The following is a 21919-nucleotide window of genomic DNA, read 5'->3' on the forward strand; positions in this document are numbered from 1 at the left end:
AGCAAGCACCAGACTATCCTGAGCCAAAACGCTGTGCACGCAGTCAGTTAAACACAAGGTTTCCCGCCCGCATGGACAAGACATACCAGCCCAACGCCATCGAACAGCAGTGGTACAAAACCTGGGAGGAGAACGGCTACTTCAAGCCTTCCGGGGATACTGAGGCCAAGCCCTACAGTATTATGATCCCGCCGCCGAACGTCACCGGCAGCCTGCATATGGGCCACGGTTTCCAGGAGTCCATCATGGACGCCCTGATTCGCTACCACCGCATGCAGGGAGACAACACCCTGTGGCAAGTGGGCACCGACCATGCCGGTATCGCCACCCAGATGGTGGTAGAGCGCCTGCTGGGCGCCGAAGGCGTATCCCGCCACGACCTGGGCCGCGACAAGTTTATTGAGAAAGTCTGGGAGTGGAAGGAAGAGTCCGGCGGCACCATTACCCGCCAGCTGCGCCGCCTCGGTGCCAGCCCAGACTGGTCCCGCGAACGCTTCACCATGGACGACGGCTTCTACAAAGCGGTGCAGGAAGTCTTTATCAAACTGTATGAAGACGGCCTGATTTATCGCGGCAAGCGCCTGGTGAACTGGGACCCGAAATTCCACACTGCGATCTCAGACCTCGAAGTATTAAACGAAGAGAAGCAGGGTCACCTGTGGCATTTCCGCTACCCGCTCTCCGACGGCTCCGGCCACTTGGTAGTTGCCACTACCCGCCCGGAAACCATGCTCGGCGATACCGCCGTAGCCGTACACCCGGAAGACGAGCGCTACCAGCACCTGATTGGCAAGACCATCAAGTTGCCCCTGGCGGATCGCGAAATTCCAATTATTGCCGACGAATACGTCGACCGTGAATTCGGCACCGGCTGTGTAAAAATCACCCCAGCCCACGACTTCAACGATTACGAAATGGGCCAGCGCCACAACCTCGAGATGATCAACATCCTCGATGCCGACGCCCACCTGAACGACGCAGTGCCGGAAAAATACCGGGGCATGGAGCGCTTTGCCGCGCGCACCCAGATTGTCGATGACCTGGACGCCCTCGGCCTGCTGGAAAAAGTAGAGCCCCACACCCTCAAGGTACCTCACGGAGACCGCTCCGGCGCCGTGATCGAGCCCTGGCTCACCGATCAATGGTACGTAAAAACCCAGCCCCTGGCCGATGAAGCCATCGCCGCTGTTGAAGATGGCCGCGTTGAGTTCGTACCGAAAAACTACGAAAACATGTACTTCTCCTGGATGCGCGATATCCAGGACTGGTGTATCTCCCGCCAGCTGTGGTGGGGCCACCGCATCCCCGCCTGGTACGACAACGAAGGCAAAGTCTACGTTGGCCGCAGCGAAGAAGAAGTGCGCGAGAAGCACAACCTGGGCGCCGACATCAGCCTGCGCCAGGACGACGACGTACTCGACACCTGGTTCTCTTCCGGCCTGTGGACCTTCGGCACCCTGGGCTGGCCAGAAGATACCGAAGAGCTGAAAGCCTTCCACCCCAGCTCCGTACTGGTCACCGGCTTCGATATTATTTTCTTCTGGGTCGCGCGCATGATGATGCTGACCCTCTACTTCAAAAAGGAAGTACCGTTTAACACCGTGTACGTGCACGGCCTGGTGCGCGACAACCACGGCCAGAAGATGTCCAAATCCAAGGGCAACGTGATCGACCCTATCGACTTGATCGACGGTATCGACCTGGAGAGCCTGGTAGCCAAGCGTACCTCCGGCATGATGGTGCCGCACCTGCGCGAGAAGATTGAAAAGCAAACCCGCAAGGACTTCCCCGAAGGTTTCTCTGCTTTTGGTACCGATGCCCTGCGCTACACCTACTACTCCCTGGCATCCACCGGCCGCGACATCAAGTTTGACGTGGGCCGTATTGAAGGCTTCCGCAATTTCTGTAACAAGATTTGGAATGCCTCCCGCTACGTACTGCAAAACTGTGAAGGACAGGACTGTGGCCAGGACAACAGTAGCGACTTCGAGCTGACTGTCGCCGACCGCTGGATTATTTCCCAACTGCAGCGCACCGAAATCACCGTGCGCGAAGCCATGGACACCTACCGCTTCGACCTCGCCTCCCAGGCACTGTACGACTTTATCTGGAGCGAGTACTGCAGCTGGTACCTGGAACTGTCCAAGCCGGTACTGTGGGACGACAACGCCTCCGACGCAGTAAAAAAAGGTACCCGCCGCACCCTGATCCGCGTACTGGAAACTATTTTGCGTCTGGCCCACCCGCTGATGCCGTTTATCACTGAAGAAATCTGGCAGCGTGTAAAAACCCTCGCCGGTTCCAACGGTGACACCATTATGCTGCAACAGTACCCAGAGGCCGATAACAGCAAGATCGATGATGAAGCGGAAGCGGCCGTTGCCTGGTTGAAGCAGGTTATTGAAGGCGTGCGTAATATTCGCGGTGAAATGAATATTTCCCCAGCGAAGAAAATCCCACTGATTCTGCGCGGCGGTTCCAGCCGTGACCAAGAACTGCTGGAACAAGCCCGCAGCCTGCTGATCAAACTGGCGAGCCTCGAAGAAATCACCTGGCTGGAAAGTGGAGAAGCTGCACCAGCCTCCGCCACCGCCCTGGTAGGCGATATGGAATTGCTGGTACCCATGGCCGGCCTGATCGACGTTAAAGCCGAGAGCGCCCGTCTACAAAAAGAGATTGATAAACTTTCCAAAGAACTCGCACGAGTTGAAGGCAAACTCAACAATCCCAAGTTTGTAGACAAAGCCCCCGAAGCCGTTGTTGCCAAGGAAAAGGACAAGCTTACAGAAATGAAAGGTGCTCACGAGCGTCTGCAACAGCAACTTGAGGAAATCAGTAACCTTTAATGGTTCTGGTAGTCCGCTCCATTAAAGAGCGGATCTGATTTAAAAAAGGGGGCTCTGCCCCCTTTTCTTTTTGTGATATAAATCAAGCAACCCCTTCTTGCCCTAGTGCCTTTCGATTGTCTATCAACTTCAGAACCCGAGTAGGTACTCAATTTACCTACATCGCCTATGGGTTTGTCCGCTCCAAAATCAGTATTACCGAAGTGATATACGACCTAAAGCGCACTAAAACGCTTCAAACATTGCTCCATTTTTCAACCATCCTAAGTACCTGATAAAAAATCAACATGATTTTCAATCGGCTTGTTGGCTGTTATTTTTTATAAAGATCCTGATTGATTGAAGCTCTAGGTACCATAGTGAGTTAGAGAAAGTCTATTTATTGAGGATAATGGGCACAGTGATCATTTTGCATTTGGGACGAGAGTTCAGGCTTTTATGTAGTTTTTTAATCTCTCAAGGTTTTTACGCACTTATTCCTTAGATTGATTCCAGGATAGTAATCATGATAATAGTGGTCAGAATGATTACTATATAAATGTTATATGAAGGAAAAAGTATGAGCTTCCTTGAAGACTCCTGGAAAGAACGAGAAGAAACAATATACAGGGGAATATTTGGTGATCTAGGACCCGGAATTTATACTTTATCAAACGAAACCTTTGATCGCATGAATGCTAAGGCTGTTGATCCTCGCTGGTTTACACATGGAGTTTTCAAGAGTCAGCCATCCAAAACAAGGAATACCTGGGCTTATGTAACATCTGGTATGTCCAACCCTTGGGAGACTGAGGAACCAGAAGAGTTTTCTGGATTGGGCGTAGAGTTTGTCATGGAAACAGACGAAGAGGCGGATTGGGCAATTGGGGTCTTACAAACCTTAATGGCTTATAATTTACTTCTCATCTCCGGTCAGATGGGCGATTTTCCGCCTCTTTATTATGGGCACCGTGTTCCCTTTGCGCTTTCTACTTCCATAAAAACGATGATGTTTACTCACCCTGTGAATTTCCCAGAAAAATTTGCCATTAAATCTGGAGCAGTCGACCTTATTCAAGTTGTGGGTATCACACCATCAGAATTAGAGGCTGCAAAAGAAACATCATCTGATGAGATAAAACAAAAACTTATTAGTAACACAGGTGGTCTGGTCACAAATAAGGAACGAGAAAGTGTGGTATAAATCATATAACCAGCGCAGCCATAAACGCCCTTCCGGCTGGACACGTCGCTGCGCTCCTCGCCCATGCTACGGGTGTAATAGAGCTTTCGCAGTATCATGATCTTGACTCCAATCAGACTCGTAGCACTTATTTGGCTACCGGTTTTCCTAGTCGCCGTAGCTACTCAATTCTTTCTTTCAAGTGCCAACGAACATGATTCATGGGCCACTGTTTACTATTTGTATTCAGCTCCGGTCCAGATAATTGCATTCGTTATTAGCGCTTTTGGGGTGAAAGGTGCTGCCAATGCTAAACGATCAATTCTATTCTCAACGGTGATTTTTGTTGGCTTGCTTTGTATTGGCTACATCGGTGTGTGGTTAGTCTATTTTTTGACGGGGGGAAGGATGTGAATTCCTATATCCAGCACAAGCATCGTACGCTTGACCCACTGGACACTTTGCTCCTACAAAGCGCCCGCCGATCCAATCACGACTGTTGTGAGCGTTATACGCAAGCTCATCCGGCCTAAATATGGATAAAGAAATTATTAGACTGTTGGAAGCGGGTAAGGCTGATCAAGTGGATAGTTATGTTAAAGCTATGCTTGTAACAGATAATCACTTGAGTTGTGGTGTAAACGATTTTCTTTTCGTCTATGCAGCAATATATTCAAGAATATTTTCAGAAGAAAAAGTAAGCTTAAATTTTTTAAACAGCGCACTTTTGTTACTTCGGCATTTACAATCAAACTATCCAAATGAAAGCCGCTCACTTGCCTCGCAGGAAATGTATCTTTTGGTGCGTGCAATCAAGGCTGGGCAGGGTGATAAGATAGACCGTGATCGTGCAATTAGTAGAATATTCGAACTGTTCAGGTCTGGTACCGGTGCGTATACGCCTGAATCAGCGAGGCAAGAAGCAATTTCTGTTAATGGCGCTATGGCTTCTGGTAATGGTAAATCTGTAATTGATTCAATGCGAAATTTACGAGTTATCAAAAACCTGCTTGGTCCAATCGAATTGTTGTCTGGCCTGGGGGTTCATTTGCCAAGTGTTTACAGTGATTGGCTCAAAATAAAGGGTGATCTGCCATGAAAGAGCGGCGCATAACAATGCAAGGCAAGAGGGGCCGCCCGGCTTACTGAGCGCACCAACGCGCGCCGCTGCTTCGCGCGCTCCGAAGTCTCAACCAACTCCATCCCCCAACACCCCCTCCTTTTGCAAACGTCTATAGATTTCCTCACGATGAACGGGTAGAGATTTTGGAGCACGTATGCCTATCTTTACCTGATTGCCCTTAACTTCCAATACCGTAATTGAGACGTTCGCTCCAATCCGCAAGTTTTCACCCGTTCGGCGCTTTAAGATCAACATAATTGCTTCCTATGAATACTCAAACCATGCGTAGACCTCCCTTAATGGAAGGATTTGAAAGTAACTTTTAAGGAAGCATCAGGTGGAGCGCGAGAACGGTAGGCATAGAGGTAGAAAAGGCAGACGCAACGCTTCCAGAGCCAAGGGACACACCCCAAACTACTGAATGGACTCCACTTTATTGAAGACGAGCGGGTTTCTAGCGTATGATCCATAAAGCCATTTTGATACTGTGCTTATCAATTTGGTTAGCTGGCCCATGGTGTTCCACCACCTTGGGTCAGCGCCTTTTACTTACTCTTACGTCACGCTACCGTTCTCCTTTGAGGGAATGGTTTTTAGAAAATTCTTGATTCTCTCGAATCTCTTTGGTCATCGGCCTTTAGAAGGCTGTTCAATGACGACCCAAATATCGATAAATATCCACCGATTTTACTCAGCTTTGACACTAAAACAAACTCTAATAAAATCTAATAAGTTTATTTTTGTGCCTATATTTTTTGTTGCTTACGCTTTGAAAATTTAGGTTGCGTATAAACATGGCCGTTAAGACTGGTACTCTCCACTGCCTTTCAGTTTGGGACCCAGATGCAATAGTCATCCTTAGTAGCTTCACTTTGCTGCTTTTATATACACTTTGTTGTTTTCTCCCGCAACCAATATCGAAGATCAAGAGCAGCCGCAGATATCCACAGTAAAAAGATCGTTAACTTGTTGATTTTGAGTAGTTTACGTCTGCGATGAAAAGCAGCAATATATCCACTAGAGGGTTTTTCTACTCTTTGAATATATTGAGTGATGATATAATGCGGCTACTTTTGAATATACTGTTATGAGCCACGAGAATCCTGGGAGGTTTAATGTCCACTAATGGGAGTGAAATAAAAGCATGCTACTTTATTAATGAATTGAGTTGCTACGAAGTAGTTAAAGATTTTTCCAGTCCTGTAATTACTGCTTTAGTGGCTGGTTTCACGGTTTGGTTCGCGTTCAAGAAAATTGGAAAACAGCATCGGAATACTCTAGATGCCCAGAGAGAGGAATCAAAGCGAGCAGTAAAAATTGAATTGTTTAAGGAGATTGTCGCACTCGTATGCAATGTTTCTGCTGTAGTAAGAGAAATTAGTTCTTTTTGCACTGTAAAAAAATATTCGAATATCGAAATGATCGGCGAATTGAACCATTCCGAATATTTAGAATTGAGCGGGAAGCTAAATCATTCTTTGCTGGCAGTCGTTAGTAAAATTGAATCCAATGAAATTGTAAATCCAACGTTGTTTAGGGTATCTAGATATTCGCTTCAGTCTATTGTGCATGACGTGATGAAGCTGCAATTCCTGGAGGATCGTGCCCTTATACTAGAAAAAATCATTGAGTTGACTGGAGATGCACAGTGCTATTTAGGTGATTTTAAAGTATGTATGCAAAATATGACATACGGGGATGTGTTTAATACAAAGCTTGCTCCAAGAGCACCATTGGATAAAGAATGCAAGGTGATAAATAACGACCCGATACAATTGGAGTTGTTAGAAAAATATTTTCTCAATGAAACCAATTGGGGCAAAAACAATAAGCGCGTTAATAAAGAAGTTGCTGAGAGCCTTGACTCATAACCACGCAGAGCAGACTATAGCCAACTTTGCGCGGTCGCAGTGCTCCCATTGTTACACAAAATTAGCCGCGACTAATTGCGACGTTAAGTTTCTATGAGTGAACAAGATATCTCAAACAATCCCTTATCACTTTTGATCTCGCCAAAAACGATCAAAGTTGATCCAAATGAATTGATAGCTAGAGAAGTGGAGCAGGATGATTTTTTCTTCGAAAAATATTGTAATTATCTAGAGGGGAAACTGAAAGGCTATATAACCAGAGTATCTATTTCACGAATTGAGCCAGGATTTTATAAACGTACTGAAAATGGGTGGAAACACGTTACAGATAATCCACCCCAAGAAGATATCGATTATATAGCATCTACAATACGCGGGGGTTATCGTCCTGCGCTGCATATTTATCAGAATCTCAATAAAGACCGTGAATTTGACTTTGTATGTGCTGATGATGTCGCCACGTATCATGCATATTCATCTTTAGGAGTCAGCAAACCTCCAGCAATTATTCTCGGATCAAAAAAAGGCTTAGAAGAATCTGCGCTAACAATTAAAGGGTTTAAGCACACTAATAACCTTTATACTCATCTCATATACTCAATGGAGAAAGTCAACCGGGACTCTTTCTTCTCATTACTTGGTTCTAATGTAAGCGATGATATATCTTTAGAACTTGCAAAGCTAGAAGCCTATATTGAAGTTCTTAAAGATGAGTTTCGACAGTTCCATTCTAATAAAAGATCAGATGTAAGCTACCATCAGGTGATTTTCAGCATTCTTGCTAGGGCATCTGAAATGCTGAAGTCAATTAGAGTTCTAGTAGATAAAGATTTAGCTATTCAGTCATCAAATATAGTGCGGAGCTTGTATGAGCTTTCGTTAAATTTTTACTTGTGCTGGTTAAGTCCGCACGGAATCACCCAGATGATTCAATTATCAAGCGTGATGTCTGAAAGTGAATGGAAAAAAGAATGTAATAAAGCAGTCAAAGAGCAGATCTCCAAGAAGCTCGATAGAAACTCCGCTGAAAAAATAAAGGAAGCCAAACTGTATCAATTTAATATTTCTAAATCGGTTATAGAAAAGGCTAGACTTTCCCCTTTTGGAGAGCCTTACTATAAAGAGATCTATTCCTTCTTATCTGATATAGCTCACCATGACTTTAGCATGTCTGCAAGATATAAAGGGGCTTTAGAGCATGGAGACGATGCTGTATATGACCGCGATGTAAGGGGTACTATCGTAAGAATAGTTGATTTTTGCATAACAAAAATATTTGTCCGAGTGGCAGATGATATTGGATCGGACATTACATTCAGCAAGGACAAACTTAAATCAGGTAGCCGGTAGTTTCTAGCTACCGGTCCACGCCCTGTCCATCATGCGGGACTGTAATGGGCGATTCCCTATCCGCAATGAATCCCTACCCAACGATGCTGCTGTGTTCCACCATATTTTCCATCCCCGGATGGCAGCTAGCGGGTTACGCCTATTTGTGAGTCAGCGGCCACGCTGACAGCTTCACAGCAGCAAGCTAAGCAGCCCCCCAGTTAAGAACATAAACTTTCACTACATAACTGCACCATTGACTCTACCCGTTAGATCACGTGGCTTCGCTGTCCCTGGCCACCTCACCTCCAGGCTAAGCCTTATAGGATGTTTCTGTTCCTCAGCTCGTAGTTTTACTAGCGGCTTCCTCCCCACAAGACCTCACAGTATTGCAGTTGCCATTCGCTAGTAGTTAGCATTTAATGGAACCCATTAAATGGTGACACTCCTACAGGGGACTTTCACCCCATTAGTCCACGCCCATGCTGGGCGTACTAAGGCGAAGCACGATAGCTAGCAAAGCTGGCTGGACCTACATTCCATAGCTTCGCTGCTTCATTTCGGTCCATGCTGGCAGTGTTATAACTCATGAGGGCTCTGTGACCTACATAAAGTACTTGTTTGTAATCTTGTTTCCTTGGTTAGCTTTTTTCGTAGGAGACATGATTTATGGTTCTTCGCATGTGATGTTTCATCATCCCTGTGAACAATCAGAATATGGATGCTGGCCTATGGATTCTACAAGTTTTGCTATAAAAGGGGCGTTGTTTGGTATCTTTATAGGCTTGGCAAATTTGTCGTCCTCTCAGCTTAAAATATCATTGGTGTCGGCATTAGTGTTGTTGGCTTTGATTACCGTCAGGCTGGGTGCTGTTCAAATGGAGGGTATTCTGTCTGTAGTGTTGGGCGGGTATTATTGGTTAAGTTTATTTGTCCCATTATTATTTAGTGCAGTGTTTTTTTACCTAGGTTCAAAGTATGTATCAGGTAAGTTATAACCATACCAAGTACGATCACCGAAAAATCTGGCTGGACCTACATTCCGCAGCTTCGCTGCTCCATTTCGGTTCGTGTTGGCGACGTTAGTATTATAGAGATATGAGCAATGGGAAGACCTTGGAGTAAACTGCAAAAGGAATTTTATTTGCTGCGAGCAGATGGACTTGATCTGCAATTGCAATGCCGAGCCTATAGAATGAATTCGCAAATGGGATCTACCGATATTCCTAGATATTGGATTACCTTAGGCAAGGAGATAATCTGGGACTATCCAAGAGATTTTATTGGGAAGAATCATCCTAAACGAGTAAATACTAAGTGGTATCCTTATGGCAATGATGTTTCAGATATTTCCAATCTAATACGAGAGTATATTGACACCCCAAAAGATGAGCTGATATCAAAGAGTTTTCAAAATGACCATTGGGGGTTGATTAACATATTTCGAGCTTCAGATAAGCGTATAGGTTTAAGACGCCTACCCGAGCTAAAGAGGAAAACAAAAAATAGGGCAGCATTGAAAGTAATTGAGGCGCGGCTAGAAAAGCACTAAATCTGGTAGCCGGTAGCTTCTAACTACCGGACCCCAGGCCACCCATCGTGCGGGTCCACAATGGGCGGTGTGTAGTGGTCTACTAAACCCGGACACCAATTTAGGTGGTAAAGTTGCCACCGAAGATAGAGGTATTCAATGAGTAAACAACGTCGATCCTTTTCTCCCAAATTTAAGTTAGATGCTGCCCCCTTGGTTGTAGATCAAGGCTATTCAATCCCTGAAGCCGCTCGGTCGCTGGATATTGGTACAATGGCTATCCGTCGAAACAACTAGAGACAGAGCGTGGTGGGGAGACGCCTACAGGTAAAGCGCTTACCACTGAGCAACAGAAAATTAAGGAACTTGAAGTCCGCATCAATCGCCTGAAAAGGGAGAAAGAGATACTAAAAAAGGCTACTGTAGATTCAATTGATCAGTGCAACGCCCCTGTAGGAATATGGCCTATTGGGGGATCATTGAATGAAACGCATATTTACAGCAGAAGAAAAAGAGTGGATTTTCGACGATTGGAAAAAAGGCATTGGCTTTAGTGAAATTGCCAATGCCATAGATTCTAAGCCAGGAACCATTGTAATGGAGCTGGCGAAGCACGCTGAATTTACGGAAAAGACAGGTGTTCCTGTCTTCTTCTGCGATCCTCAGAGCCCCTGGCAAAGGGGAACGAATGAGAATACCAACAGTTTAATCCGCCAGTGCTTTCCAAAAAAGACATGCTTGGCGCAGCATACTCAGAGGAAACTCAATCAAGTTGCTAACGAGCTTAATAGCAGGCCAAGAAAAACACTGAGCTTTGCGACACCAAAGCAGGTTATTAAACAGGGTGTTGCCTTGACAGGTTGAACCTACAACAGCTCTCTTGATGTCCGACGAGATAAATCGTACGCGTTGTTAGACCGATTAAGTGAGCGGGAGCCCGTGGAACTGGCCTGTAAAGCTTTTGAAATACCTCGGTCATGCTACTACGAATATAGGAAAAAGAAGAACTCCGTTGATATACCCAGAATGCAGCTCCGTTCCAAAGTTATTGAGTTTTTCGAGAACAGCCAAGGCTCTGCTGGGAACCGCACAATCGTAGCTTTACTTTGTGAGTAGGGATATCAATCGGACGTTTTAAAGTCCAAAGACTCATGAATGAGGCGGGTTTGGTTTATAAGCAACCAGGTTCTCATAAATATAAGAGAGCAATCGAAGCGGACTTAGATATACCCAATAAACTTGACGGTCAGTTTAATATAGAGAAACCATAATCAAGTATGGTGCGGCGATATTACCTATATCTGGACTGGCTCAAGCTGTTGTTACCTAGCTACCATTATAGATTTACATGCTCATCGTATCGTTGGATGGGCTCTCTCAGGGCACCCAGATACAGTATTAACTATAAAAGCACTGGAAATGGCCTGGGAACAGCGAGGAAGATCCGATGGAGTTATGTTCCACTCGGATCAAGGCTGTTAGTATACAAGTCATCAGTTCCGCCAACGGCTGTGGCGCTACTGAATGACTCAGAGCATGAGTTGACGTAGAAATTGCTGGGATAACACACCAATGGAGAGACTGTTTCGGAGCATGAAAAGCGAATGGATACCTTCTCTCGGTTACACCTCCATCACAGAAACAAGCCGCGACATCAGCCATTACTTGATGACTTACTACAACTGGAAGCGTCCCCACCAATACAATGACGGATTACCGCCTGCAAAAGTGGAAGAAAAATTTAACCTACTGTCCAGAAATAGTTGACCACTACACCTCCTTCCGATACCTAAATATCAAGATATTGAGACATTAGAGAGGAAAATTGCCAAAGAAGAACTAATGTGGCTTTCATGACAAAAAACAAAATTATGAATATTAATTCTTAAGCGTGTTTCTTCTCCTTCGACCCACAAAATAAGTACGATTGTTCGACTCCTTATTGCCTGCTGCATTTATGTATGCAATATTTGGGTGGATTTTTTACCTCATGAAATCTAGAAAGGAGAATTTCTATCCAAAAAATCCACATGATAGATCTATATGATCTTTTTCTGCCCTATTTCTCATCTGAATTCTCACACCATTAAGAATAAATATAAAATATACGATTAGAAATGCAATTTTATGAAAATTAAAGCCCTGTATGGAAAAGCTCTTTTACTCATACTTATTTCCCTTTGTTTTACCTCCACAGTAAATGCTCAGTCTGGTTTTGAGGCTGTAGTGCCAGGGCCGGTTCATCTGGGTGTAAATGTCAATACTGAAGATGTTCCGTTTTGGAAAACATTGGATAATGATCATCAAGATGACTGGGATGGACGTGTACTCCATTACCCTGCCGATTGGCGAATAGCGAAAGGCAGCGATGGTCGTTGGATCACTTTTCCCCATGAGTGGGATCACCGCGAGGGTTCGGATGGCCGAATTGTTGCCTATCCCCACGGTTTTTACACACAAGAAGGAGATGATGGAAGGGTAATTTCCTATCCTTATAGTAAATGGAGGTACTTTGAAGGGGGAGATGGTCGCGGCGTGGCAATTCCAGGGGATTGGGATGTAGATGAACACGGTAACAAACTGTGGGGAAAAAATGTTAAAGCAGGCAGTGATTACCGCAAGATTGTAGTACCTCCCGGCTGGGAATCCGATCAAGGACGCGATTCAAGATTGATAGCTTATCCTGCAGGCTGGCTAACAGACTCCGGTTTTGATGAAAGGCTGGTAGCCATTCCATCTCTCTCACCATGGAAGACCGCCTGGGGGAGGGATGGGAGAATGATTACCTACCATGAAGGTATAACATCAAGAGTTGTTGAAGGGAATGACGATAGAAAAGTCGCAATCACCAATAACTGGTACTATCGATCAGGTCCCGACGGAAGAATCAAACAAAGGCCCAAAAGTACAATTAAAACACCTTTAACTTTTGATAATCCAGCACAGATTGCACTGATTAAGAAGCTGAAGGAAGATGCCGAATTATCAGATGAGGAGTACCATGATTATCTGCTTTACATATATCTCAATAGTGACTAGATTTCACTAATAATAAATCATCGTGAAGGCCACCCTTACAGCGAGTGGCCGCATGCCACTCACCAAGGGGTAATTAATAGTTTTGGCAGGATTCAAACTATCACGTTATTTTACTTCAATACACGTCGACTATTAGCGACTTCCAATTAGACACCGCAGATAGAAAAGTAATTTAATAGTTGGCTTTGGAAGGAGTTTTACTACTGCTAAAGGATACCTTCCTCCTCTATCTCCACTTCTATAGTTTTACCACTCACATATCATTAATGGATTACCGCCGGCAAGCTCATCAACTGGAGCATACTGCACCGCTCGACAGTGCAGTAATCAACTATTTCCGGACGGTAAGTTAAGTTTTTCTTCCGCACTTTGCCACTGCAGCTGATTCATGGAGCTTCCCTTCGAAGTTGATGGAGGGACATCATGCCAGTCTGCCATAGCAATTTATAAAATCTCGTTCATGTACCGCTTACTGATTAACTCTACTCGTTAGATCAGCCGGGGGGGCCTTGGCCACTCCGTCTCCAGGCTAAGCCTTATAGGATATTTCTGTTCACCAGCTCGTATTTACCAGCGGCTTCCTCCCCACAAGACCTCACAGTATTGCAGTTGCCATTCGCTGGTAGTTAGCATTTAATGACGCCCATTAAACGGTGATCTTCCTAGAGGGGACTTTCACCCCATTAGTTCACGTCCATGCTGGGTGTGCCAAATTTAGGCAAGTGGACAAATTACTACGCCTTCGATTTCGTAATTTGCCGTTGCTAAAGGCGTTATGTGGGGCTAAACCTAGGTCTTATTGAGAGATGTGGCGTAATTGACATTAGCTTAAAGAATCATCCTGACACTCACTGTAGTGCTACGACAAATTTACCAGATACAATAAGTTGTTTTTATGCAGCCTTTTAATACTCAATTTACCTTATCTAGAGAATACCTTGCCGAATGCTATGATCAGTCTCTACCCCATGGGAAAAATGTCAAGCCCAATTATCTTCTTCCTACATTATTATTATCTTCTGGTGCGGGATTACTGTTATTTACTGAGCAACCTAAGATCGCAAGTTGCACGTTAATTGCATTAGGCGTGCTGGAACTGATTCACATTCGATATCGACGAGCTTGGTGGTTAGCACGGCAGATGCTTGGGAAAAGTGCCGATAGTGAGGTGAAATTAACCATAGATAAGGATGGAATCCAGACACAGAATCCTTATACGGTAACAGCTCTATTGTGGGCAGATATCGAGCGTATTATTGAAACCGATTTAGGGCTTATTTTGGTGGCTAAATCCGGGGGGCAGCAGTACTTGTCTAAATCGTTATTACCTGCTGAATTAATTAATGAGATAGTTACCAAGATTAAGGGTAAACATTGATTTCAATAAAAATTAAAGTCGTGCCTACAATGCAGCTAGTACAATGCATAACAAGCTGCCCAAACGCGACGACCCTACGGGGTCGCCGCTTGGCAAGGCGTTAAATGCACACAAGGAACACGTAATGCAGTTCATTCGAAGAATACAGCGAAATAGAGCGATAAAATCGTACTTACGGAAATTGCCTAAGTTGCTAGCGAAAGATTATGGGAAATCTAAAAGGTATCGCCCAAAACAAGTAAGGGCTACGATTGAGAGGTCAGGGCTCTCAATTATTTATACCTGTTACGCGATTTCAATTTTTTGTTCAAAGAAGGATTTTGATGCATATCATCATGAAATTGGTGAAATGTGTGATTACGGAGCAATGCGTGGAGAAGTAGGAAATCTTCATTTTTACGGAAATGCAAATTTTAGTAGTAACGATGTTGCATCTGTTGGCTCTGACTTTGGTGGCGGTTCACATGGTATCGATGGCGGCGGCACAGATTGAGGCATTTAAATCGGGTAGCCGGTAGTTTTTAGCTACCGACCCCCACACCGCCCATCAGCGAATCCACAATATCCGTAATGCATCTCTACCCAACGATAGTATCGAGTAGCTCTTCATTTGAGCTGAGTGTCATGGCAGTGCGCTACTTCTGAGTCAGCGGCCACGCTGACAGCTTCCCAGCAGTAAGCTAAACAGACCTCCCCAGACAAGAACCTGAAGTTTCACTACACAACCACGTCATTGACTCTACCCGCTAGACCAAATGGCTTTGGTCTCCTTGGCCAGCTCCCCTCCAAGCCAAGCTTTATAGGATGTTTCTGTTCGTCAGCTCGTAGTTTTGCCAGTAGCTCCCTCCCCCACAAGACTTCCTGGTGTTGCAGTTGCCATTCGCTAGTAGTTAACATTTAATGGCGACCATTAAATGGTGATTTTCCTAAAGGGGACTTTCACCCCATTAGTTCACGCCCATGCTCGCGGCATTATGCGTCATTAAACATAGGGTATTGATTGAAGAATGAGTAAAGAACAACCAAATAATCCGCTACATGGTATTACTCTTGAGAAAGTTGTTACACGATTGCAGGAGCATTATGGCTGGGATGGTTTGGCAGATAGGATTAATATCAATTGCTTTAAGAGCGACCCATCAATTAAGTCTTCGCTCAAGTTTTTACGCAAAACCCAGTGGGCGCGAGATAAAGTCGAGAATCTGTATATCTCAACTTTTGAAAATAAATCTCCGTGGGGTAATCGTAAATAAGCACTATTTGGTAACCACATAGATGTCGCTGTGATTGGGCAGGGACAGGCGCATAAATCGGATAGCCGGTAGTTTCTAGCTACCGGCCCCCACACCACCCATCGTGCAGGTCCGCAATGGGCGCCTCTCTATCCGTAATGGCTCTCTACCTAACGATAGTGCCGAACAGCTCTTCATTTGAGTAGAGTATCATGGCAGTACGCTACTTCCGAGTCTGCGGCCACGCAGACAACTTTACTGCAGCAAGCTAAACCTATCTCCCCAGATAAGAACGTTAACTTTCACTATCCAACTACACCATTTACTCTACCCTTAGACCACCCCGTTTCGGTGCCCCTCCAGCCTAAGCCTTATAGGATGTTTCTGTTCGCCAGCTCATAGTCTTGCTAACGGCTTCTTCCCCACAAGATCTCACAGTGTTGCAGTTGCCATTCGTTAGTAGTTAGCATTTAATGGCGCCCATTAAATGGTGACTTTCCTACAGGGGACTTTCACCCCATTAGTTCACGCCCATACTAGGCGTACCAAGTTACTCAAGTACACTCCGTTCCGCTTTCACGGGACAGCCTACACTGAGTTTCAGCTGCCTATTAGCAAGGGTTTAGAGTACACAAGGATAAGTATGATTACTCGTAATACAATAAAATTCAAAGTAACTGAATTACCGATTTCTGATGTTGTTACAAAATTTGGCGGTCAGCCTAATTGGCTTGAGGAAGCTCAATGGCCAATAAGCTCTGAAATGGATTCTCCCATGCGCTTTATTTGTCAGATCAAACTTACAAATAATCTATTTCCAGGCTGTGAGGGAAAAGTGGCCTATATCTTCATGACAGATGATGATGAGTACGTTGATGGAACATGGGAGCCAGATGGTGGCGAGAATGCAGTAATTATTCAACCGGGTGGTAAGCCTCAAATTAAGGTACGAAATATCACCACTGGACCAACTTTACAGGACTATGTTGAAGTAAAGGGGAAAACTGGTCTTTACCCAATAGATATCGAATTAGCTGTTGATCTTTCAGCCTCAAAAGACCCAGAGTTCATTCCAGAAGCAGAACGCTTTGATCTAGCTGACGAGGACTATGAAAAATACTGTAATAAGCTGGGAGGAAATAAAATTGGTGGGACACCCAGCTTTCTTCAAGGTGACGAATTTCCCGGAAATACGGACGACTGGTCACTTCTTATGCAGCTAGATTCGTGTGAAGTTCCATTTAGTATCAATTTTGGAGACTCCGGTGTTTCATACGCATTCATAAATAAAGAGGGAACGATTGGTAAGTTCCTCTGGCAATGTTGTTGAGTAGCTCAAAATCGTGTAGCCGGCAATTTATAGTTACCGACTACTACACAACTGCATCTTTGACTCTACCCGTTAGATCACCCGGCTTCGGTGTCCTTGGCTGTTGCAGTTGTCATTCTCTAGTAGTTAGCATTTAATGGAACCCATTAAATGGTGATCTTCCTACAGGGTACTTTCGCCCCAATTAGTCCACGCCCATACTGGGTGTACCAAGCATAGGCACGCCGACGAAACTGGCGTTGCGCTTAAATTTTGCTCGCGCTACGAGCGCTAGGTGTACGCATGGATATTACGATTGATGGACCAACTTTCTACGACCAAGAAGATGAAAATATTTTCTTTTCCTGCATCTATGAGCTTCCTGATTACAAACAGGTGCGAGGCCATGGACTGGAGCTAACTATCAGCTTTAACCAATCACCTTCAGATGAGGCCATAATTAAGTTATTGGTAATCTGTAGGCGCTGGCATATTAATGCAAATGTGCTTGAGCGTTTTAAACGTAAATCAAATTTAAAATGCTACTTATGGCAAAATAAAATCCCACAGTCGAGCACCTAACAAATAAAGGCTGTACGCCCTGCGGACTGGACGTGCTAACGTGCGCCGCTGCTTTGGGCATTATGTGTAGGGAAGAGAAAAAATGAAAACCTTTGCATTAAGCTTGATTATTATTGGTAGCGTTATTGGTCTATCTAACTGGGTATCAGGGCTAAATGCTTTAATAAAGAAAGGTAGTACATCATTTTTTCCATATATAGGCGGTATAATTTGCTTGGGCGGAGTATATTTACATCCAACATTACACTTATCGGATTATTGGTGGCTTGCTTTAATCGTAGACTTTACATTGCTTCCATTAATGTTAGTGTTAGCTTGTCAAGCTGCTAGAAATATAGGAAGAAATGAAAACACATAAATCGGGTAGCCGGTAGTTTCAAGCTACCGGCCCCCACACCACCCATCGTGCAGGTCCGCAATGGGCGCCTCTCTATCCGTAATGGCTCTCTATCCGTAATGGCTCTCTACCTAACGATAGTGCCGAACAGCTCTTCATTTGAGTAGAGTATCATGGCAGTACGCTACTTCCGAGTCTGCGGCCACGCAGACAACTTTACTGCAGCAAGCTAAACCTATCTCCCCAGATAAGAACGTTAACTTTCACTATCCAACTACACCATTTACTCTACCAGCTAGACCACATGGCTTCGGTGTCCCTGGGCACCTCGCCTCCAGGCTTATAGGATTTTTCTTTTCATCAATTCGTAATTTTACTAGCGGCTTCCTCCCCACAAAACCTCGCGGTGCTGCAGTTGCCATCCGCTAGTAGTTAGCATTTAATGAAACCCATTAAACGGTGATCTTCCTACAGGGGACTTTCACTCCATTAGGCTACGCCCATGCTGGGCCTACCAAGTAAAGACAGCATCGCCCCTCGGGGCTAGACCTCGCTACGCTCGGCCGCTGTTGGCGGCGTTAGATTTTCTACTCATCGGAGATAGGGAATGTCAACGAGAGAAATCTCCAACTATTATGATTCAACAGAACATAGTGATACTCGTGAAGATTTAATTTTTGCTCTTAGCAAAGTAAAAGGAAGAAAGATTGCTATTGATTGTGGCTGTGGAGCAGGATCAGATATAGCTTATTTGCGCAGTAATAATTTCACGGTTCATGCCTTTGATATCGAGAATGAATCTATATCTAGATGTCGTAAACGATTCAAAGATGATGAGCAGGTTACTCTATCAAGGGATAGCTTTAATACTTTCCATTATCCTGAGTCCTCGTTGGTAGTTGCTGATGCCAGTCTTTTCTTTTGTCCTGAAAAAGATTTTGAGTCAGTTTGGTTGAAAATAACTAACTCTTTGACAGAGGGTGGAATCTTTTGCGGTTCATTCTTTGGGCCGAAAGACACAATGGCTGGGCCTGAGTATGATAAGGAAGCATTTTGGAGTGATACTCTAGTTATGAATGAATCGAAGATTAAAAAATACCTCGGTAAATTTGAGCTATTAAAGTGGACTGAACATGACCTTTCAGGAGAAACTGCAGATGGTACACCGCACCATTGGCATATATTCTCCATCGTAGCGAGAAAAAAATCTAAACCGGGTAACCGGTAGTTTCTAGCTACCGGCCCCCACACCATCCATCATGCATGTCCGCAATGGGCGGTTCCCTATCCGTAATAAATCTCTACCCAACGATACTGTCGAGCAGCTCTTCAATCGAGTTGAATGTCATGGCAGTGCGCTACCTCAACCTTATCCAACTGGAAACATATCGGTGGTCTAGCCCTGCCTTGTAGCTTATGGATTTTAGGTTCAGTGTAGTGATCTAATCCATCCAGACACTTCGCGAAGATGGTAAAACTACCGAGCAAGGTGAAGTATGAAAACAAAAGGTTCACGTCGGCATTTCAATCCGGCATTTGAGAAAGACGCCGAAACTCTTGTCTCTGAGCAAGGATATTCGATTTCCAAGGTAGTAAAGACTGTAGGAACAACTGCCAGCAACCTGCGGTGCTAAATAAAGAACCTGAAGCAGGAAGAGGGAAATTATTGGGACAAGGTACCGACTTAACGTTTTTTTAGCGGCCTGAAGCGAGAGTGGTTAATGGGAAATCTCTATCCGACAAAAGAGGAGGCGATAGCAGATGTAAGAGCCTATATTGCTTTTTACAACTCAAGCAGAATACATACAACACTGGGGGACCTAGCCTCTATCGAATTTAAGAAATGTAATTAGAGAAGTGTTCGGTTGGAGTTGAGCACAACAGAGTGGGGGGAAAGGACTGAAATAGGCGTTTAAATTTACTAACGGTGGTAAGAGTCTGGCAATCTGACTTATGTGCGCCACGCCCCTGAGCTATTTTTTTAAAGAGGCTAGGCAACCTTAGATTATTGAATTGCAAATAAATATATCTGATTGCCAGTTTATAGGAAATCTATAATCTAAAGTAGCTAATAGATTCGCTTTGGGACTTAAAGGGTCTTTAATAGAAAGATAGATAGTGAACCACTGGCTCCCTGGTCAACTATTACATGAAATCAGGACTCTTAACTCATGAGTAAAGATACAAGATTTTTTCATAGTGTTTTTTCAAAATACGGTGATCTTTCCAAGGAGCAGTGGAAGCTGGCGCTATGTAATGTAACGCAAATGTATACAGCGGATAAGATTAAAATGGTCCCTGTCTCTGAAAGAAAGGGAAGAAGCGAAATTGTAGCTTCAGCGAGAGAATTTGCTGTAAAGCAGCATGCAGAGTACGAGGGTTACAGCAAGATAATTAAAGCTAATAGGCGCGGAGGCTGGGTATGTTGATCGTGGCCGGCACCATGATTGCCTTCTCGGTCTTCGTCCTCCCTTTGACGGGGGAAACGGCCACCACATCAGACACGACACCCGCGGCGCTTCCGCCGCTGCAGGACACCTCACTCCCCGATCGGGTTAAGCTGGGATTCCTTCTTTACAACGACCTGAACATCTCGGCCAGGCGTAACACCGGCTGCGTCACCTGTCACGCGCACTCGGCCGGTTTCGCCGATCCACGCAGTGCCGCCGATCCCGTAAACATGCCGGTCTCCCCCGGGTCCGAGCCCGGGAAATTTGGCACGCGCAACGCCCAGACCGCCGCTTACGCGACGTTTAGCCCCCCATTCCACTGGGATGAGCAGAACCAGACCTATGTCGGCGGGCAGTTCTGGGATGGCCGGGCCAACTCGCTGAAAGACCAGGCAATCGGACCGCCACTCAACCCACTGGAGATGGCCATGCCGAACAAAGAGGCGGTTCTCGCGCGCCTCGCGGAGAATCCGGTCTATCTCGAGGCCTTCCGACGGCTCTACGGCGTAGACCTCAAGTGGCCACAGGTCGAGATGGTCTACCCCAAGTTCGGCGCCGCTATCGGGTCCTTCGAGCCCACTGACGAGTTCGCCGAGTTCAACTCCAAGTACGACTACTACGTTGCAGGCAAGATCGACCTGACCCCGCAGGAACAGTTGGGACTCCAACTGTTCAACGGCAAAGCAAAATGCAGCAACTGCCATAGTAGCAAGCCGCCGGCGAACTACCCGCACGCCCTGTTCACCGACTTCACCTACGATAACCTGGGACTCCCTGTGAACCCGCGAATCGCCGGCCTGCACGGCGTCGACAGCCTGCCACTCGACTTGGGCCTGGGCGGTCGGCCAGAGATCGCCGCCAAGCACCCCGACGGATCGCAGAATGGTAAATTCAAGGTCCCCACTCTCCGCAACATTGAGATCACCCCACCCTACGGGCACAACGGCGTGTTCGCCACGCTCGAGCAAATCGTCCATTTCTACAACACCCGTGATACGCTCGGTGAAGTGCCCGACGCAACCGACCCGAACTTCGGAATCACCGGCTGGCCCAAACCAGAAGTCCCCAAGAACGTCAACCGGGCCGAGCTGGGCAACCTCGGGCTGACAGACGAAGAGGAAGCTGCGGTCGTGGTGTTCCTGAAGACGTTGACCGACGACGCGTTCGACGAAAAGGACCTCGAACACCCCGAAGGCGAGGCGCCGCTGCGCCGTTGACGATAATCAAATTGTCGAGCATGTTTGGATGTCTGGAGTCCATTCAATATCACTGAATCCTATCCAGGTAGTAGACTTTCGGACATCTCGCTCAGCTGGATGGTAGCTAGTGCCACTAAGCACACCGACCTCTTTCTCGATGAAAAATGCCTCCCATACCCAGATAGCTTTGAATCCAACATCAGGGACTGGTTACGAGAGTCAATCAACCTTGAATCTGACTTCTAGACTTTATCCCTATCAACGTCTGATGAATTAGAAACTACCGGATAGTAGGGATATCGGTGAGAGGTTTCGACACAAATTCGAGAGCACTGATCGACGCAACTTACTGCCTGCGGGTTTCAAAACAATCGAGGATTACTTGGCTTTTAGTATCGTTAACCTTGAGCTTAAGCTTGCGCTCAACAAAGCGTTTAATACTCGCCATAACCCATCCACCCGCGCGTTTAGAGGAAACGACGATCACAAAGTTCTCCGCATAGCAGATAAAATTGTGTCAACGCTTTTCCA

General features: G+C 45.6%; 20 protein-coding genes and 3 pseudogenes. 21 read left to right on the forward strand and 2 right to left on the reverse strand.

Annotated elements, in window-relative coordinates:
• The first annotated feature begins 71 nt into the window (after positions 1–71).
• From ACJJIT_RS14795 to ACJJIT_RS14805, 3 genes are all read left to right on the forward strand, one after another.
• Positions 72–2846: a valine--tRNA ligase gene (locus ACJJIT_RS14795; RefSeq protein ID WP_444898877.1), complete on the forward strand. Its 2775-nt coding sequence runs from the start codon at positions 72–74 to the stop codon at positions 2844–2846.
• 559 nt (positions 2847–3405) lie between these two features.
• Positions 3406–4029 carry a suppressor of fused domain protein gene (locus ACJJIT_RS14800; protein ID WP_444898878.1) on the forward strand — a complete coding sequence of 208 codons (624 nt, stop codon included), beginning with the start codon at positions 3406–3408 and terminating at the stop codon, positions 4027–4029.
• A 514-nt stretch (positions 4030–4543) separates the two neighbouring features.
• Positions 4544–5107, forward strand: a complete 564-nt coding sequence (locus tag ACJJIT_RS14805) for a hypothetical protein (protein ID WP_444898879.1) — start codon at positions 4544–4546, stop codon at positions 5105–5107.
• Positions 5108–5197: 90 nt separating this feature from the next.
• Here the strand turns inward: ACJJIT_RS14805 and csrA are convergent, their stop codons facing one another.
• On the reverse strand, positions 5198–5386 hold the full coding sequence (csrA, locus tag ACJJIT_RS14810; RefSeq protein ID WP_413664641.1) for a carbon storage regulator CsrA: 189 nt from the start codon (positions 5384–5386) through the stop codon (positions 5198–5200).
• 860 nt (positions 5387–6246) lie between these two features.
• On the opposite strand from csrA, the gene ACJJIT_RS14815 reads away from it, so the two are divergent.
• The 18 genes and pseudogenes from ACJJIT_RS14815 to ACJJIT_RS14900 all read left to right on the forward strand — a co-directional run bounded on the left by ACJJIT_RS14815 (position 6247) and on the right by ACJJIT_RS14900 (position 21406).
• Positions 6247–7002, forward strand: coding sequence for a hypothetical protein (locus tag ACJJIT_RS14815; RefSeq protein WP_444898880.1), 756 nt, complete (start codon positions 6247–6249; stop codon positions 7000–7002).
• A 93-nt stretch (positions 7003–7095) separates the two neighbouring features.
• Positions 7096–8352 carry a DUF5677 domain-containing protein gene (locus ACJJIT_RS14820; RefSeq protein ID WP_444898881.1) on the forward strand — a complete coding sequence of 419 codons (1257 nt, stop codon included), beginning with the start codon at positions 7096–7098 and terminating at the stop codon, positions 8350–8352.
• Positions 8353–8930: 578 nt separating this feature from the next.
• The gene (locus tag ACJJIT_RS14825) at positions 8931–9329 is read left to right on the forward strand and encodes a hypothetical protein (protein ID WP_444898882.1); all 399 of its coding nucleotides are present in this window, start codon (positions 8931–8933) and stop codon (positions 9327–9329) included.
• Positions 9330–9436: 107 nt separating this feature from the next.
• Positions 9437–9883 (forward strand): SF0329 family protein, encoded by a 447-nt coding sequence (locus ACJJIT_RS14830; RefSeq protein WP_444898883.1) that lies wholly within the window; start codon positions 9437–9439, stop codon positions 9881–9883.
• A 138-nt stretch (positions 9884–10021) separates the two neighbouring features.
• Positions 10022–10278 (forward strand): annotated as a pseudogene (locus ACJJIT_RS14835) (transposase); the annotation flags it as partial.
• Positions 10279–10459: 181 nt separating this feature from the next.
• A pseudogene (locus tag ACJJIT_RS14840) lies at positions 10460–10726 on the forward strand (IS30 family transposase); the annotation flags it as partial.
• Between the two features lie 12 nt (positions 10727–10738).
• A pseudogene (locus tag ACJJIT_RS14845) lies at positions 10739–11629 on the forward strand (IS3 family transposase); the annotation flags it as partial.
• 360 nt (positions 11630–11989) lie between these two features.
• The gene (locus tag ACJJIT_RS14850; RefSeq protein ID WP_444898884.1) at positions 11990–12901 is read left to right on the forward strand and encodes a hypothetical protein; all 912 of its coding nucleotides are present in this window, start codon (positions 11990–11992) and stop codon (positions 12899–12901) included.
• A gap of 895 nt (positions 12902–13796) precedes the next feature.
• A complete protein-coding gene (locus ACJJIT_RS14855) occupies positions 13797–14279 on the forward strand; it encodes a YcxB family protein (RefSeq protein WP_444898885.1) in 483 nt (160 codons plus the stop codon).
• A gap of 124 nt (positions 14280–14403) precedes the next feature.
• Positions 14404–14772, forward strand: a complete 369-nt coding sequence (locus ACJJIT_RS14860) for a DUF6559 family protein (RefSeq protein ID WP_444898886.1) — start codon at positions 14404–14406, stop codon at positions 14770–14772.
• 514 nt (positions 14773–15286) lie between these two features.
• Entirely contained in the window at positions 15287–15532 is a 246-nt protein-coding gene (locus tag ACJJIT_RS14865; protein ID WP_226648534.1) for a VF530 family protein, read from the forward strand.
• A 622-nt stretch (positions 15533–16154) separates the two neighbouring features.
• Positions 16155–16841: a DUF1963 domain-containing protein gene (locus ACJJIT_RS14870; RefSeq protein ID WP_444898887.1), complete on the forward strand. Its 687-nt coding sequence runs from the start codon at positions 16155–16157 to the stop codon at positions 16839–16841.
• A 282-nt stretch (positions 16842–17123) separates the two neighbouring features.
• A complete protein-coding gene (locus tag ACJJIT_RS14875) occupies positions 17124–17402 on the forward strand; it encodes a hypothetical protein (RefSeq protein WP_444898888.1) in 279 nt (92 codons plus the stop codon).
• 82 nt (positions 17403–17484) lie between these two features.
• Positions 17485–17760: a hypothetical protein gene (locus tag ACJJIT_RS14880; protein ID WP_444898889.1), complete on the forward strand. Its 276-nt coding sequence runs from the start codon at positions 17485–17487 to the stop codon at positions 17758–17760.
• A gap of 586 nt (positions 17761–18346) precedes the next feature.
• Positions 18347–18967 carry a class I SAM-dependent methyltransferase gene (locus ACJJIT_RS14885; RefSeq protein ID WP_444898890.1) on the forward strand — a complete coding sequence of 207 codons (621 nt, stop codon included), beginning with the start codon at positions 18347–18349 and terminating at the stop codon, positions 18965–18967.
• A gap of 475 nt (positions 18968–19442) precedes the next feature.
• On the forward strand, positions 19443–19592 hold the full coding sequence (locus ACJJIT_RS14890; RefSeq protein ID WP_444900923.1) for an IS3 family transposase: 150 nt from the start codon (positions 19443–19445) through the stop codon (positions 19590–19592).
• 318 nt (positions 19593–19910) lie between these two features.
• Positions 19911–20168 (forward strand): hypothetical protein, encoded by a 258-nt coding sequence (locus ACJJIT_RS14895; RefSeq protein ID WP_444898891.1) that lies wholly within the window; start codon positions 19911–19913, stop codon positions 20166–20168.
• A complete protein-coding gene (locus tag ACJJIT_RS14900; RefSeq protein WP_444898892.1) occupies positions 20162–21406 on the forward strand; it encodes a cytochrome-c peroxidase in 1245 nt (414 codons plus the stop codon). Before ACJJIT_RS14895 ends, ACJJIT_RS14900 begins: the two co-directional genes overlap by 7 nt.
• Positions 21407–21734: 328 nt before the next feature.
• Here the strand turns inward: ACJJIT_RS14900 and ACJJIT_RS14905 are convergent, their stop codons facing one another.
• Positions 21735–21875 (reverse strand): hypothetical protein, encoded by a 141-nt coding sequence (locus tag ACJJIT_RS14905; protein ID WP_444898893.1) that lies wholly within the window; start codon positions 21873–21875, stop codon positions 21735–21737.
• Between the last annotated feature and the right edge of the window lie 44 nt (positions 21876–21919).

This window comes from Microbulbifer mixtoriginis (SeqCode), from assembly GCF_052467515.1.

What these genes read in the sequence shown, in the direction of transcription:
- ACJJIT_RS14885 (WP_444898890.1), top strand. Translation starts at nt 18,347, where the DNA reads ATGTCAACGAGAGAAATCTCCAACTATTATGATTCAACAGAACATAGT.
- ACJJIT_RS14880 (WP_444898889.1), top strand. Translation starts at nt 17,485, where the DNA reads ATGAAAACCTTTGCATTAAGCTTGATTATTATTGGTAGCGTTATTGGT.
- ACJJIT_RS14850 (WP_444898884.1), top strand. Translation starts at nt 11,990, where the DNA reads ATGAAAATTAAAGCCCTGTATGGAAAAGCTCTTTTACTCATACTTATT.
- ACJJIT_RS14815 (WP_444898880.1), top strand. Translation starts at nt 6,247, where the DNA reads ATGTCCACTAATGGGAGTGAAATAAAAGCATGCTACTTTATTAATGAA.
- ACJJIT_RS14875 (WP_444898888.1), top strand. Translation starts at nt 17,124, where the DNA reads ATGGATATTACGATTGATGGACCAACTTTCTACGACCAAGAAGATGAA.
- ACJJIT_RS14800 (WP_444898878.1), top strand. Translation starts at nt 3,406, where the DNA reads ATGAGCTTCCTTGAAGACTCCTGGAAAGAACGAGAAGAAACAATATAC.
- csrA (WP_413664641.1), bottom strand. Translation starts at nt 5,386, where the DNA reads ATGTTGATCTTAAAGCGCCGAACGGGTGAAAACTTGCGGATTGGAGCG.
- ACJJIT_RS14870 (WP_444898887.1), top strand. Translation starts at nt 16,155, where the DNA reads ATGATTACTCGTAATACAATAAAATTCAAAGTAACTGAATTACCGATT.
- ACJJIT_RS14900 (WP_444898892.1), top strand. Translation starts at nt 20,162, where the DNA reads ATGTTGATCGTGGCCGGCACCATGATTGCCTTCTCGGTCTTCGTCCTC.
- ACJJIT_RS14820 (WP_444898881.1), top strand. Translation starts at nt 7,096, where the DNA reads ATGAGTGAACAAGATATCTCAAACAATCCCTTATCACTTTTGATCTCG.
- ACJJIT_RS14795 (WP_444898877.1), top strand. Translation starts at nt 72, where the DNA reads ATGGACAAGACATACCAGCCCAACGCCATCGAACAGCAGTGGTACAAA.
- ACJJIT_RS14865 (WP_226648534.1), top strand. Translation starts at nt 15,287, where the DNA reads ATGAGTAAAGAACAACCAAATAATCCGCTACATGGTATTACTCTTGAG.
- ACJJIT_RS14855 (WP_444898885.1), top strand. Translation starts at nt 13,797, where the DNA reads ATGCAGCCTTTTAATACTCAATTTACCTTATCTAGAGAATACCTTGCC.
- ACJJIT_RS14895 (WP_444898891.1), top strand. Translation starts at nt 19,911, where the DNA reads ATGAGTAAAGATACAAGATTTTTTCATAGTGTTTTTTCAAAATACGGT.
- ACJJIT_RS14805 (WP_444898879.1), top strand. Translation starts at nt 4,544, where the DNA reads ATGGATAAAGAAATTATTAGACTGTTGGAAGCGGGTAAGGCTGATCAA.
- ACJJIT_RS14830 (WP_444898883.1), top strand. Translation starts at nt 9,437, where the DNA reads ATGGGAAGACCTTGGAGTAAACTGCAAAAGGAATTTTATTTGCTGCGA.
- ACJJIT_RS14860 (WP_444898886.1), top strand. Translation starts at nt 14,404, where the DNA reads ATGCAGTTCATTCGAAGAATACAGCGAAATAGAGCGATAAAATCGTAC.